Below are 14153 nucleotides of genomic sequence, written 5' to 3'. Positions count from 1 at the left end.
GCCAACCGAAGGAGAACCCAACACCAAAATCTAAATCGACGTGCCAGCTCAACAATAAACCCCAGGGGCTTCAAAGCCCTTTTCTCTTAACCTGACTGGTACACTATTGCGCCGCTATCTGGCACATTTTCTCTCCGCCATTGACATGTGGGGATTACGACTGTAAGGCGCTGCATTGAACGCCCTGACGCGGCTGAGGCTTAGTGGCTTGAGCAGTCCGCCAGGGCTTCTAACTTCGACCTCCGTCTCTTTTAGGGTGATATGAACCCGCGCTCCCGCTTCATAATCGCGGTGAATCACCGCGTTAAAGGCGGCTTCTCTTATGGCTTCCATGGGGTACTCGGCCACCTGGATTCGATCCAGCTCCCGGACCTCGGTAAACTGGCGCATCTGTTCTTTGAAAAACCTCTCCAGATGATCTCGGAAGCTGAGCAGCGGCCCTTCGAAGTCTCCGGAGACCGTGCGCCCGGCTTTCTTTGCCTCGATGGCAACACGGCACTGAGGTAGTATCTCAACCGGCTCCGTTGCAAACAGAATAATTCCCGCCATAGTCGGAGCCACTTTCCCCTTCTTCGTCCGCCCAACATAGCCGCGGGTGGCCGCAGGGTCAGGCATAACAATCGCTACAATCTTCCATTGTGCTAAATCTATCCCGCCGTTTGATACCCTTGTTCAGCGTCTTCGATGCGTTTGAGACAGTTTGCCAAGAGTCCTGCGGCGCGGCTTCATAAAAACGGCCGCGAGGCTACGAATATAACTATTCAACGGCCAACTCTGGAACTCGATCGTCTTCGTACTTCTCAATCAATACGCCGATGATTTCCATAAGCGACGCCAGCGGATGCGATTCATCCTCTCCAACTTCATCGATTAAGCCGTCAAGCAACGCGACAAGCCGTCGATACTCATCTTCGGTATGCGGCACGAATACCGAATCGGCTTAGGGCAATATGAGATTTTCGGTGGAGAGATTGAAGATATCGGCTGAAGCGTAACGTTTCGACGCGCTCAACACTTCCAGACCGATCAGTCGGTCCTGCTCGTCGAAGTCGAGGTTTACGCCGTCGGACACCTCTTGGGTTCGGGCAACTTCTTTTTCCTGAATCCTGATGTAAAGCGCATCGACTTCCTTATCATATTCGATCTTCATCGCTAGACGCTCTCTTTCTCGATCACTGTGATCACCACGATATCCCCTTTTTCTTCGATGTAAGTTGCTTTTAGCAATCGATCGCCCAATGATTTATAAGCATTGATTCGCCCGTCCATGCTTTGTTCGACGCGATCCGGAGCATCGAGCACGCTCACGACTTCCGCTTCGGACACTCGGCGCCATTTCATTTGCCGCCGCGCGTGTCTGCTAAATATTATGGCCAATGGAAGACCTCGTCGAAAGCGGACTGATGATAGGGCAATCGGAAGCGAACTGCAATTGTCGAGGATGTGTCCTAATCGACTTCGGGTCAGTGCCTTTAGACCAGCGCTTCGCGCTCCTACTCATATCTCAGCGCGTCGATCGGATCCAAACCCGCCGCTTTCTTCGCCGGATAAAAACCGAAAAAAATACCGACCGCGCCGGAGAAGAGAAAGGCTACGGCGACGACGCTTGGGCTGACTAATGTCGGCCATTGAGCCCAGTCTTTGAGCAGCTCGGAGGTGCCGATGCCGAGGACGATGCCGATGATGCCACCGGTGGCGGCCATGACCACGGCTTCGACGAGGAACTGCAGCATGATGTCGCGGCTGCGCGCGCCCACCGCCATGCGGATGCCGATCTCACGGGTGCGCTCGGTGACCGACACCAACATGATGTTCATGATGCCGATACCGCCGACGAGCAACGAAATCCCCGCCACGCTGCCCAAAAGAATCGCCATCACCCGCGCCGTGCTCGACGCCGCCTCGGCGATGTCGGAGAGATTGCGCACGTTGAAGTCGTCGTCGCGATCGGGGCCGATGCGGTGGCGCTGGCGCAACAGCGCGGTGATTTGCTCCTGGGTTTCTTGAACGCGTTCGGCGCTGATCGCTTTCACCAAGATGGTCTGCACGTAGGTGATCCGCATCAAACGCTTTTGCATGGTCGTGTAGGGCACCATCACGGTGTCGTCTTGATCGGCGCCGGAGCTCGACTGGCCCTTGGGCGCCAACACGCCGACGACGCGAAAAGGTATGTTGCGGATGCGAATCACCGCGTCGAGCGGATCGTCATTGCCGAAAAGTTGGCTGGCCACGGTTTGGCCGATCACGGCGACTTTGGCCGCGCTCTCCATGTCGCCGTCGTGCAGATAGCGCCCGGCGGCGATCTGCCACTCGCGAATCTGTTGGAACTCCGGCGCCACGCCTTGCACCAGCGTGCCCCAGTTGAGATTGCCGGCGACCACTTGATCTTGCCGACGCAACACCGGCGACGCGAAGGCCACCGACGGCAGTTCGCGGGTCATCGCCTTGCCGTCGCTGTCGAGCAGCGTGTTGACGTTGCCGAAACCGCCGCGCACTCCGCCGGTCGAATTGCTGCCTGGCAGTACGATCAAGACGTTGGTGCCGAGACTGGCGATCTGGGCGCGGATCGTCGACTTGGCGCCCTCGCCGATGGCGACCATGGCGATCACCGCGCCGACGCCGATGATGATGCCCAACATGGTGAGGAAAGCGCGCAGCTTATTTCTCGCCAGCGCGCGCAACGCAATTCGCAAAGTCATTAACCACTGCATGGTGGCATCCTTTCACGGCGAGTCATGAACCAGACGCTCACAACTTCCCCCTTTGAAAAAGGGGGATCGAGGGCGATTTGAAGTCTGTGCCTGGAAGAAAATCCCCCCTGCCCCACTTTTGTAAAGGGGGGATCGGATTCAACTCTCCGACTTTCGCACATAACATCTGGATCACGATATCAGCTCCGCGTGGGCCATCACCGGATCATTGGGTTTATCGGAAACTACCTGGCCGTCGCGGAAAACAATTTGCCGCTTGGCGTGCTCGGCGATGTCGGACTCGTGGGTGACGAGAATAACGGTAATCCCCTGCTGCGAATTCAACTGTTGAAACAGCGCCATAATCTCGTTGCTGGTGACCGTATCGAGATTGCCCGTCGGTTCGTCGGCGAGGATCAGCGACGGTTTGTTGACCAGCGCGCGGGCGATGGCGACGCGCTGCTGCTGGCCGCCGGACAGACGATTGGGCGTGTGATCGTGGCGCTCGGCGAGACCAACCAACCCGAGCACTTCGATGGCGCGCCGGCGCCGTTCTTTGCCGGGATAACCGTTGTACATCATCGGCAGTTCGACGTTCTCCAGCGCGCTGGTGCGCGACAGTAAATTGAAACCTTGAAAGACGAAACCGATGCGCTTGTTGCGAATCAGCGCCCAGGCATCGGCGCTGAGCATGCCGACTTCTTCACCGTCGAGAAAATATTTTCCCGCGCTGGGACGATCGAGACAGCCCAAGATATTCATGAACGTCGATTTGCCCGAACCCGAAGAACCCATCACCGCGACGAACTCGCCATGTTGAATAGTTAAATTAATGCCCCGCAACGCCGGCACCTCGACGTCGCCCATGCGGTAAATTTTTGCCAAATTTTCGACCCGAATGACTTCGCTCATCGGACGCCAAAGCGCGGCCCGGCAGGCTGAAACGGATTGGCCACGCCGCTCTGCGCCGATGCGCTTGCGCCGCTCGACATACCGATAATCACCGGATCGTTTTCCGCAAGTTTGCCGGAGATCACTTCGGTCTTGGAACCGTCGGTGATGCCCAACTGCACTTCCACAGACTGGGCTTTGCCCTCTTTCAAGAGGTAAATTTTCACCGTGCGCACGCGCCGTGCTTCACCGCCTCCGCCAGGGCCGCCGCGGCTGGTGCGGCGCGCGCCGACTTGCGGCGCGGCACGGCTTTGTTCTTGGCGCAGTAATTCTTGCGCTTCGTTTTTTTCCTCCGGCGGCTTGAAACGCAGCGCCATATTCGGCACGGTCAGCGCGTCTTCTTTTTCGCTGACGAGAAACTGCACGTTGGCGGTCATGCCGGGCTTGAGCAGCAGCTCCTTGTTGTCGATGCGCACCACGGCGTCGTAGGTGACGACGTTCTGGATGATCTGCGGCGCGTTGCGCACTTGAAACACTTTGCCGCGAAAGCGGCGCGCCGGAAAAGCGTCGACGGTAAAACTGACCTGCTGCCCTTCTCTGATGTTGCCGACATCGGCCTCATCGACGCTGGTATGCACTTCCATCTTCGCCAAGTCGTTGGCGATGGAAAACAGCGTCGGCGCCGAAAGCGACGCCGCCACGGTCTGGCCGACATCGACGTTGCGCGAAATCACGATGCCGTCCACCGGCGAACGAATGATCGTGTTATTAAAATCGACCATGTTCTGATTCACCGCCGCCTGGGCCTGGGCGATCTGAGCTTGGCTGACTTCCAGTTGCGCCACCGCGGCATCGTAGGCAGTCTGCGACGCGTCGAGTTCGCTCTGCGCCATGACGTCGCGTTTGCGCAACTCGCGGTTGCGCTCCAAAGTCCTGAGCGCGTCGGCGAGGGCGACCTTGTTCTTGGCATGGGTCGCCTGGGCCGACAAAAGATTCGCCTTGGCCTGATCGACCGCCGCCTTGAACTTGTCTTGATTGAGTTGCAAGATCACCTGGCCTGCCTTCACCTTGGTATTGAAGTCGGCGGATAATTTATCGATGGTGCCGGAGATTTGGCTGCCGACCAAAACGGTGACCACGGCTTGCAACGTGCCGGTGGAGGAAACCACTTGGCGCACTTTGCCCTTGCTTGCCGGTGTCGTCAGATAACCCGGCTCCTTGGCCGCGCCGCCAAAGCGCCAGTATGCGAAACCGGCGCCGGCGATCAGCAATAGCGCGGCGATAGTCAAAATAGGCTTTTTAAATTTCATGATGCCGCTCGTAACAGGCGCAAAACCTTGACCGTGAAATCGTTGCCATCGCGCGGGTTCATGCGCCGATAGGTCAAGCCGGTGGTAATTTCCGCGTTGGGCTCCTGGTCTTCGATCAACTGCTCCACCGTAACGCGGAAGCGCGACACCGGCGCCGCGCCGGCCATTTCATGCTCTAACTCTTTGACGCTGCCCTTGAGATAATAGTTGACGCCGAGATCGCTGAGCATCAGCGTGACTTTGCCGGTGCGCCGCAAGTTTTTGGCCGTCGTGCTGTCCTTCCACAATGCCATGTCGAGAGTCCCAGCATCTTTGGCGACGATTTCATAATAAGAGAGCAACGCCGGATGGGCCCAGGACTCTTCGTCAGTGGTAAAGATCGGAATGATCTTACCTTCGTGGACCGCCGCTTCGGCGCCGCCGAGCCGCGTGAGCAGCGCTTCGGTGAGCTGATTTCCCAACAGTTGTGACATGCTTTTTCCTCTTAGCTAGCCGACTCGATGGCTACTGAAAAACTCTCTCGGAGTCCTTCGACAAGCTCAGGACGAACGGAGAGATTCTTAAAGTGATTGAAATAATTCCGTTCATGCTGAGCTTGTCGAAGCATGCTCCACCTTCTGTCAGCAGCCAACTCGATGGCGATTTTCCGGTCAATCATTCCATGCTGCGCGCAAACAGACAAGCCGCATGAGCGCACCGGGCCTACTGCCGCCCGATGGCGTTGAGCAATTGCGCCTGCGCCAATTGATACGAAATCAGCGCAATCACGCGATTGGTCTGGGCCGTGGTGTAGGTCGCTTGGGCGGTGGTCACCTCGACGATCGGCGCGTAGCCGACTTGATAGCGCGCTTCGTGCAGTTCTAAATTTTGCTTGGCCGCCCGCTCCGCCGCTTCGTTGGCGCGCACCACGTCGCGCGCCGCCGCCAGATTCAAATAATTTTGTTCCACTTGAAACGCCACCTGCTGTTTTTGCAAACGCAGCTGCTCCTTCGCCGAACTGAAGTTGGCCAGCGCTTCTTGCACTTGGTAGCTGGTCTGGAAACCGTTGAAGATCGGAATATTGAAATTGAGCTGCACCTGCCAGGTCGGATTCAAGGGGAAAAGTTCCGAGTGGCTCGCCTGGCGGCCGTAGCTGGAACTGAACAACAGGTCGGGCAGATGATTGCGCCGCGCCACGGCGATCTGTTGGTCGCGCGCCTTGAGTTGGGCGTCCAGTTTCAACAGCTCAGGCCGGGAAGCGAACGCCGCTTCTTTGGCTTCCGCCAAGGACATCGGAAACGGCTCGGTCGACATCCCATCGGCCAGCGGCTGCTTGGGAAAATCGTCGACGCCCATGGCGTTGCGCAAGTTGGCCCACGCCACTTCGACGGCATTTTTGGCCGCGATGAAATTGGCCTGGGCCAAATAAAGATTCGCCTCCGCCTGGGTCACGTCGCTGCGCGGCTTGGTGCCGACTTCGTAGAAGCTCTGGGTCTGCTTGAAAATGGCGGCGCGGTCCTTGACGGTCTCGTCGTTGACGTTGAGCAAAGCGTCGGCTTGGATCACGGCGAAGTAGGCCTGTTTGGCCGCCAACACGATATTGTTCGCCGTGGCATTGTAGGACTGTTGCGTCGCATCGAGGGTGTCGCGCGCCGCTTGCACGTTGCCTTCGCGCTTGCCGAAGTTGTACAGCGTCAGACTCATGTTGGCCACGCTGGAAAGCGTATCGAAAGCTTTGGACGCGCCTTCCGAGCGGCCGCCGACATTATTCGTGCGATACGAATTGTTGAGCGACAAATTGGGAAAGTAGGCGGCCATTTGCTGGTGCAGCAGCGCATCCTGCGCCTGGGTTTGAAACCCCGCCGATTTGACGCTCGAATGATTTTCCAAGGCGATGCGCACGACTTCTTCGAGAGTGAGACCTTGGCGCATCGAAGCGGCATCGGCGCCGTGGCCAATCGCCGGCGCGAAAATGATCAATGCTCCGAGCCACCCAATCCTCAGCCAGCCGACGCTTGTCGATAGTTTCATCGCTCAGTCCCTCATTTGCGAAATTGGTTAAAGCGGATCATTCGCCAAGCGTGAGCTCTTGGCGTTTGCCAAAGCCTTGAGCGTTATCGATGAAGAAAAGTTTTTCCGGCGTGACGCAGTAAAATTTAACTTTAAGAAAGGCCTTGTGAAAAATGCCGCTGGACGGGTCGGTGAAGAGCTTGATCACGTCGGGATATTTGCCCGCGTAGATCGCTATCGCTTTAGCTTTCTCCAGCAGCGAATCCACCAACTCCACGTGACCTTCCAATTGAATGCCCTTGATCGCGCGCCAGTCTTGGTAATCTTCTTGAATCGTCACGGCGACGCGAGAATTGGCGGTCAGATTCTGACCATGGCGCGACTCCGGCGCGGAAAAAAAATACAGCCGCAAATCGTCGCTGGCAAAAAATACCGTCGCCGCCCAAGGTATTTCGCCGGCGCAGGTCGCCAGCGTCATGGTGCGATGACCTTTCAAATAATCGAGCACCTGCTGTTTCAAAGCATCAGACATGGCGACGACGTTTATGCGAAGCTTGACTGGAGACTGAGATCTGCGGAATTAACGGCAACGCGTCAATCGGAATTACGCACCAAAGCGATTCGTTTGAGCGCCGGGAGATCCGCCGCGCCGACGCAGAGCATGCTGACCTTAAGTTCATGGATGACGCCACCGATGAATTCTACCACCTTCGCCGACGACTCCAAAGCCGCCGCCAAGAGCGGCTGGCCGAACGCCGCGAGGTCGGCGCCGAGCGCCAGCGACTTGGCGATGTCGACACCGGTGCGGATGCCGCCGGAGGCGATGAGCGAAACGTTCGGCAGCGCTTGGCGTACGCTGACCAGCGCTTCTTCGGTGGGAATGCCCCAGTCGGTAAAAGTCCGTTCCGCCGCTTTGCCTTGCTGCGCGGCGCGCTGCGCTTCCACCGCCGACCACGACGTGCCGCCGCGGCCGGCGACGTCGATCGCTTTGACGCCGGCGCTGTGAAGCCGGCGCGCGGCATCGACTGAAATGCCGTTGCCAACTTCCTTGGCGATCACTGGAACGCCGAGCGCGCGGCAGATCGCGGCGATCTTTTCCGTCAGCCCTTTAAAGTTGCGATTGCCTTCCGGCTGCACCGCTTCTTGGAGAACATTTAAATGCAGAATCAGCGCGTCGGCGCCGATCATCTCGACCGCGCGCCGGCATTGACCCAAGCCATAGCCGTAGTTCAGTTGCACCGCGCCCAAATTGGCAAACAGCAAAATGTCGGGCGCGAGATCACGCACTTGGAATGAGGCGGCGGCGGACGGCTCTTCGATCGCCACCCGCTGGGAGCCCACGCCCATGGCGATGCCCAACTCTTGCGCCGCGGCGGCGAGATTGCGATTGACCTTGCGCGCCAAATCGAAGCCGCCGGTCATGGAAGAAATTAAAATCGGCGCTTTGAGCCGCTTGCCAAGGAACGAAGTGCGGACATCGATCTCGTCGAGATCGAGCTCGGGCAGCGCGTTGTGCACGAAACGATAGCGGTCTAGCCCAGTGCTTAAAGCGCTAGTGACGCTCTCGGTGTCGAGACAAAGTTCGAGATGCTGTTTTTTGCGCTGCTGAGTTTTGCTGAGGGTTTTCTTGACCCTGCGTGGCGGCATAAATTTACGTTAGGCATGAGGGCACGATGAATCGCGCCCCTAGATTCAGTTTTCTTCTTGGATTTTTTTGCGCTCTTTGCGTTCCCGATTGCCCTGAGCCTGCCGAAGGGTGCGGCCAACGAGAATTGAAATCTCAGCGCTGCTTTTTCGCCACTTGCCCCACTTTAGCGCTGGCGAGGTTGGTGGTTTTGCCGGCGTCGGGATGGCGGCTCATGCCCTTGTCGTCCCAGCGATGGAATAGCTCCGCCTCGATCTCGAACTGGTCGAGAATGCGCGTCACGGTTTGGTTGATCACGTCGTCCAAAGTTTTCGGCCGATGGTAAAACGCCGGCACCGGCGGAAAAATGATCGCCCCCATGCGCGTCAGCGACACCATCGCTTCGAGATGGCCGAGATGAAGCGGCGTTTCGCGCACGACAAGCACGAGTTTTTTCCGTTCCTTGAGCACGACATCGGCGGCGCGCACCAACAGATCGCCGCCGATCGAATGGGCGATGGCGCCCATGGATTTCATCGAGCAGGGCGCGATCACCATGCCCGCGGTGCGAAACGAACCACTGGAGATGCTGGCGCCGACATTGTTGATGTCATGCACCACGTCGGCCATCGCTTCGACGTCTTTGACCGAATAGGGCGTCTCCACTTGGATCGTCATCTTACCGGCTTTGCTTAAAACTAAGTGCGTTTCGATGTCGCCAATCTTGGCAAGAATCTCCAACATGCGCACGCCGTAGATCGCGCCGGTGGCGCCGGAGATGCCGATGATGAGCCGCTTCTGCTTATTCAATTGAGAAACTCCAATGTCAGTTGATCGCCGTCGGTTAAATTAAAATGTTCCTTCAAGCGCACCGGCGCGACGATTTCAATTTTGTCTATCGGATAGTCGCTCACTTCCGGCAGCAACACCGCGCCGGTAAGTTTCGCCGCATCTTCCCCGGCATAAATTTCGACGCGATATAATTTCGCGCCGCAGTGGCCATCCGCCGCTTGGGTCAACGGCGTGCCGGCATGATCGCTTTGCACCCGGCGCCACACTTGAGCGTCGCTGGAATCCTTGGGCCGGACATTGAGCGTCGCTGGAAACGGATGATAGCCAAGCCTTTGGTTGAGCAAATCTTGCACCCATTCAAGCGCCATGAACGACGACGCTTGGCCCAAGTCGGAATAAATAATCCCGGTCATCCGTTCCATCGCCGTTGAAAATTTTCAATGACCCGACAGCGACGCCGCTTTGCCGCCGCGCCGCACTTTGATCACTTCACCGAGAATCGACAAGGCGATTTCCGCCGGCGTCTCGGTGGCGATATCGAGACCGATGGGCGCGTAGATGCGCTCGACCGCCTCGTCGGTCACCTTCTCCTCTTCACGGAAGCGCTGGAAGCAGGCTTTGATGCGCCGCCGGCTGCCGATCATGCCGATATATTTCGCCTGGCCGTGCATGATCTGGCGTAGGCAGGGTTCATCGTAAGCGTGGCCGCGCGTGATCAAGACAATGTAACAGGACGGCGTGATCGCCATCTCTTTGAGCATCTGCGCCATGTCGCCGACCAATACTTCGTCGGCGTCGGGAAACCGTTCGCGGTTGGCGTAGAGCAGACGGTCGTCGATGACGGTGACATGAAAATCCATCACCTTGGCGATTTTTACCAGCGGCACGGCGATATGGCCGGCGCCGACGACGATCAGTTTGGGCGGCGCCGGCATCACTTCGAAGAAAACTTCTAATTTGGCATCCGCTTCAGGAATGGCGAGGGAAACCAGCTGCGATTTTTCCGCGCGCGCATGCTTGTCGCTCTCGCGCACGATGGCGTCGATGACTTTGGCATTGCCGATGGTCTCGGCGCGCATCTGGCCGTCGCGGATCAAACATTTCGCGCCGGCCTCGACCTTGGCGCCGCCTTCAGCCTCGACCACGGTGGCGAGCACCGCCGCCACGCCCTGCTCGGTGATCTCGACGAGTTCTTGAGCAAGCGAACTCATTTGGCGCTGACCGCCTCCTCATCGCGCTCTTTCCACCAGGGATCGATAAACACGTTCATGACACCGCCGCACACCGCCGGACTGTCCGACGAAATATCGTCGAGCAAATCGACGCGCACTGTGCGCGGTTTCTTGGTGCGGATCGCCTCGATGGCTTCCTTCTTCACGTCGGCTTCGCCGCAGCCGCCGCCGATGGTGCCGAGAATCTCGCCCCAGGCGGTGACGACCATTTTGGCGCCCACTTCGCGCGGCGTCGAGCCTTTGGCGGAAACAATCGTCGCCACCGCCACGGTTTCGCCCTGATCGAGAAACTGACGGACTTGATGATAGATCGTCTCTTTTTTCTTCGCCTCTAAATCGGCATCGGTGTAACAAGCACCCGGTCCAGCCATCGTTTTGTCCTCCTTAGAATTAAGTGGAAGTCACGCCACCATTTTTTGCAGCGTGCGTCCCAAAGACACCAGACTGTTGACGTTATGGATCGACAGAAACATATCCAAATAGGGCAGCGCCGCTTGCATACCCTTGCACAAGGGCTCGTAATTCTCGCTCGCCAGTAACGGGTTGAGCCAAATGATTTTTTTCGCGCGCCGCTTGATGTCCTGCATCTCTTTTTCCAAGAGGCTCACGTCGCCGCGGTCCCAGCCGTCGCTGATAATCACCACCACCGAACGGTGCGTCACCATGCTCGGCGCGAAGTTGCGGTTGAAGGTGTGCAGCGAGCGGCCGATGTTGGTGCCGCCGGACCAGCCGAGAATAGTGCCGGATATTTTATCCAACGCGTCGACAATATTTTTCGTGCGGATCAAATGGGTGATGCGGCTGAGCGACGTGCTGAAAACAAAAGTTTCCACGCCCCACAGCTCGTTTTGCAGGCCGTACATGAACTGAATCAAGAACCGGCTGTAGCAATCCATCGAACCGCTGACATCGCAGAGCAAGACCACTTTGGTTTTCTTGATGCGCCGTTTGCGTTTCGCCAGATCGATCACTTCGCCGCCGTACTTCATGCTGCGGCGCATGGACGCGCGCGGATCGATGACGGCGCCTCGGCGGCTGATCTTCTTGCGCCGGCTGATCTGGGTGGCGATCTTGGTGGCGATGAGTAAAATCGCTCTAGCGATGGCGCGGCTTTCCTCGACGCCCATCTCGCTAAAATCTTTGCGGTTCATCATTTCTTGGGCGCTGTAAGTCGGCACTGCGAATTCGTCGAGATTTTCCAGCGGCACATTCTCGTTGGCGATGCTCTCGGCGCTGGCTTCTTCGACGCCGCCTTCTTCATCGCCCCCTTCGGGCGCTTGAGATTCGGTGGGCGTACCTTGGATGTCCATGGTCTCCATGGGCATCCGTTCATAACTCTGCTCGCGCCAAAAACAATCGAACAGTAAATCGAAAACCGGAAAGTCTTCTTTTTCGGAAATCAGATTGGCGCGCAGCAAAGCGCGAAAATCGCCGCGCTCGCCGACGTCGACAAACTCCGCCGAACGCGACGCGTCGAGCACCTGGCTGAGACTGACTTTGACGCCCAGCTGTTTGAGAGCGCGGCCGAAGGCCATCACGTTGGGCAGCGTGCCCGTGCCACGGGCGGATGCGACTTTACTGACGGCGGCGGCGACGGTTTCCGCGGTGATGTCCATGGTCGACTAACTCACCAACTCGGGCGAAGTACGCAACAGCGCATCGATACTGAACTGGCGGTTTTCCACCTGCTCGCGCAGATGGCTCAAGTCTTCGCGATACTTGAAGACGCAGCCCATGGTTTCGACCACCGACTTGTCGTCCAACTGTTTGCGGTTGAGCGCGATCAACGCCGAGGCCCAGTCCAAAGTCTCGGCGACGCCCGGCCGTTTGTAGAAATTCATCTCGCGGACTTTTTGCATGAAGGCGCAAATCTGCTGCGCCATCTTGGCTTCCACCTCGGGGAATTTGGTGGTGATGATTTCGTATTCTTTGTCGAAGGTCGGATACTCGATCCAGTGATACAAACAGCGCCGCTTGAGCGCGTCGTGAATTTCCCTGGTGCGGTTGGAAGTCAGAAAAACATAGGGGCGATGTTTCGCCACAATGGTGCCGAGCTCGGGAATGGTGATCTGGAAGTCCGACAAGACTTCGAGTAAAAACGCTTCGAACTCCATGTCGGCGCGGTCGATCTCGTCGATCAGCAGCACCGGTGGCGTGCCGTCCTCGCTCTGGATCGCGTCGAGCAGCGGCCGCTTGACCAAATACTCCTGAGTGAAAATTTCGGTCTCGACCTTTTGCTTGTCACCGCGCTCGATTTCCTCGAGCTTGATGTGCAGCATCTGCTTGGGATAGTTCCACTCATAGAGCGCCGTGCTGGCATCGAGCCCTTCGTAGCATTGCAAGCGAATCAAGCGCGAGCCGAGCACCTTCGCCAGCACCTTGGCGATCTCGGTTTTACCCACGCCCGCTTCGCCTTCTAGCAGCAGCGGTTTGCCCATGGCCAACGATAAGTACACCACCGTCGCCAAGGAACGGTCGCAGACATACTTTTCCTGCAGCAATATTTCCTGAACCTTCTCAATGGTCAGATCTTTTGGATTCACGCTCGCCTCGCCTGTTGAATTTAATCGCCGGTTGGTCACGTGGCAGAATTTTTCAGCCTCGGGTAAGAGTGAAAAATCGCCTCGACAACTCCTCCGCCAATGGCCCGCGCCTTGTCTGAAATCGAGTCACAATACTCCGATTCACCTCGCGGATCAATGTCGCCAACTTTGACGCCGGCGCCGATTTGAATGCCGTCATGGAGCATGCCGCGAATTAAACCGGCGATCTCGGCGCGCACTGGCGCGCCGTCTACCTCGGCGACGATTTCACCAGCGCCGATCCTGTCGCCAATGTCGCGCAACGACTTGAAACAGCCGCTGCGCGGCGCCCGCAGCACCCGCGCCTCGGTGTGGCCCGCCACCGGCGCCGGCACGCCGGTATCCGGCTCCGCGGCGCCCTGCCAAATCACCCGGCCTAAGTGATAACCGCGATTGCTTTCGATGACCGCGTGAACGTTATCACCGGCGCAAAATCCCGGCCCGATGCCGATCACCAGCGGCGCGTCGTCAAGCTTGCTGTCGCCGCCGCTCTTCGACATGGTCGCATCGACGATGACCGCCGGTTTCATTTCGTGGTGAATTTGCGCCTGAGGATCGATGAAGACTGGAATCGCACCACGTTGCCATTCGCTCAGCGCTTCGGTGAAATTGCCAACTCGAACCGCTGTGACATTTTCAATGGTGTGGCGGCCGCGATAAACCGCTTCGGCGAAGGCCACGCTACGCCGCACCGCGACCGGTTCCGCCACTTCGGTGATCAGCACCTGCATGTGACACTGATACAAACGGTGCGCGATGCCGCTCGCCATCTCGCCGCCGCCGCGAATCAAAACACGAATATCGAATGGATTGGAGATCGTCATCGAGCCTGCTCAAAATCATCATAACAAAGCAGGCTCAACTAGAAAATGGCGCGGATCGGCGCCGAAGGCTAGTTAAGGAACCTCTGAACAACTGCCCTGGAAGCAGGGCAGCGGAGGATAGATCGTTTTTTTCGTAATGAGTTACAGTTTTTGCGAAGTTATATCAGATTACATTTTGCTCTCGTGGTTAATAGGGTCCTTAGTTTTGCCTCGATTTGC

The 14153-nt window shown here is 57.6% G+C and carries 17 protein-coding genes; all 17 read right to left on the bottom strand.

Annotation, left to right across the window (positions count from 1 at the left end):
• Positions 1–114: 114 nt before the first annotated feature.
• Positions 115–549 (bottom strand): hypothetical protein, encoded by a 435-nt coding sequence (locus EXR70_22180; GenBank protein MSP41203.1) that lies wholly within the window; start codon positions 547–549, stop codon positions 115–117.
• Between the two features lie 391 nt (positions 550–940).
• Positions 941–1150 (bottom strand): DUF2283 domain-containing protein, encoded by a 210-nt coding sequence (locus EXR70_22175; GenBank protein ID MSP41202.1) that lies wholly within the window; start codon positions 1148–1150, stop codon positions 941–943.
• A 2-nt stretch (positions 1151–1152) separates the two neighbouring features.
• Positions 1153–1341 carry a hypothetical protein gene (locus EXR70_22170; protein ID MSP41201.1) on the bottom strand — a complete coding sequence of 63 codons (189 nt, stop codon included), beginning with the start codon at positions 1339–1341 and terminating at the stop codon, positions 1153–1155.
• 152 nt (positions 1342–1493) lie between these two features.
• Positions 1494–2711 carry an FtsX-like permease family protein gene (locus EXR70_22165; GenBank protein MSP41200.1) on the bottom strand — a complete coding sequence of 406 codons (1218 nt, stop codon included), beginning with the start codon at positions 2709–2711 and terminating at the stop codon, positions 1494–1496.
• A 171-nt stretch (positions 2712–2882) separates the two neighbouring features.
• Complete coding sequence (locus EXR70_22160; protein MSP41199.1) at positions 2883–3602, bottom strand: ABC transporter ATP-binding protein; 720 nt, start codon at positions 3600–3602, stop codon at positions 2883–2885.
• Entirely contained in the window at positions 3599–4891 is a 1293-nt protein-coding gene (locus tag EXR70_22155; protein MSP41198.1) for an efflux RND transporter periplasmic adaptor subunit, read from the bottom strand. The genes EXR70_22160 and EXR70_22155 overlap by 4 nt, the downstream gene beginning before the upstream one ends.
• The gene (locus EXR70_22150; protein ID MSP41197.1) at positions 4888–5364 is read right to left on the bottom strand and encodes a hypothetical protein; all 477 of its coding nucleotides are present in this window, start codon (positions 5362–5364) and stop codon (positions 4888–4890) included. The genes EXR70_22155 and EXR70_22150 overlap by 4 nt, the downstream gene beginning before the upstream one ends.
• Positions 5365–5593: 229 nt before the next feature.
• On the bottom strand, positions 5594–6901 hold the full coding sequence (locus EXR70_22145) for a TolC family protein (protein ID MSP41196.1): 1308 nt from the start codon (positions 6899–6901) through the stop codon (positions 5594–5596).
• A gap of 37 nt (positions 6902–6938) precedes the next feature.
• Positions 6939–7412, bottom strand: coding sequence for a pyridoxamine 5'-phosphate oxidase (locus EXR70_22140; GenBank protein ID MSP41195.1), 474 nt, complete (start codon positions 7410–7412; stop codon positions 6939–6941).
• Positions 7413–7474: 62 nt separating this feature from the next.
• Positions 7475–8527 carry a type 2 isopentenyl-diphosphate Delta-isomerase gene (locus EXR70_22135; protein MSP41194.1) on the bottom strand — a complete coding sequence of 351 codons (1053 nt, stop codon included), beginning with the start codon at positions 8525–8527 and terminating at the stop codon, positions 7475–7477.
• Between the two features lie 133 nt (positions 8528–8660).
• Entirely contained in the window at positions 8661–9314 is a 654-nt protein-coding gene (locus tag EXR70_22130; protein MSP41193.1) for a UbiX family flavin prenyltransferase, read from the bottom strand.
• Positions 9311–9718, bottom strand: a complete 408-nt coding sequence (locus EXR70_22125) for a DUF120 domain-containing protein (GenBank protein MSP41192.1) — start codon at positions 9716–9718, stop codon at positions 9311–9313. Before EXR70_22125 ends, EXR70_22130 begins: the two co-directional genes overlap by 4 nt.
• A 15-nt stretch (positions 9719–9733) precedes the next feature.
• Positions 9734–10507: a hypothetical protein gene (locus EXR70_22120; GenBank protein ID MSP41191.1), complete on the bottom strand. Its 774-nt coding sequence runs from the start codon at positions 10505–10507 to the stop codon at positions 9734–9736.
• Positions 10504–10899, bottom strand: coding sequence for an XdhC family protein (locus tag EXR70_22115; GenBank protein ID MSP41190.1), 396 nt, complete (start codon positions 10897–10899; stop codon positions 10504–10506). Before EXR70_22115 ends, EXR70_22120 begins: the two co-directional genes overlap by 4 nt.
• A 30-nt stretch (positions 10900–10929) precedes the next feature.
• The gene (locus tag EXR70_22110; protein ID MSP41189.1) at positions 10930–12144 is read right to left on the bottom strand and encodes a VWA domain-containing protein; all 1215 of its coding nucleotides are present in this window, start codon (positions 12142–12144) and stop codon (positions 10930–10932) included.
• A 6-nt stretch (positions 12145–12150) separates the two neighbouring features.
• Positions 12151–12966, bottom strand: coding sequence for a MoxR family ATPase (locus EXR70_22105; protein ID MSP41188.1), 816 nt, complete (start codon positions 12964–12966; stop codon positions 12151–12153).
• A gap of 140 nt (positions 12967–13106) precedes the next feature.
• Positions 13107–13934, bottom strand: coding sequence for an EF2563 family selenium-dependent molybdenum hydroxylase system protein (locus EXR70_22100; GenBank protein ID MSP41187.1), 828 nt, complete (start codon positions 13932–13934; stop codon positions 13107–13109).
• Positions 13935–14153: the final 219 nt, after the last annotated feature.

This window comes from Deltaproteobacteria bacterium, from assembly GCA_009692615.1.
Lineage (GTDB): Bacteria > Desulfobacterota > Binatia > UBA9968 > UBA9968 > DP-20.
Note: the sequence above shows the minus strand (reverse complement) of the source record. Positions and strands in the feature narration are given on the sequence as shown.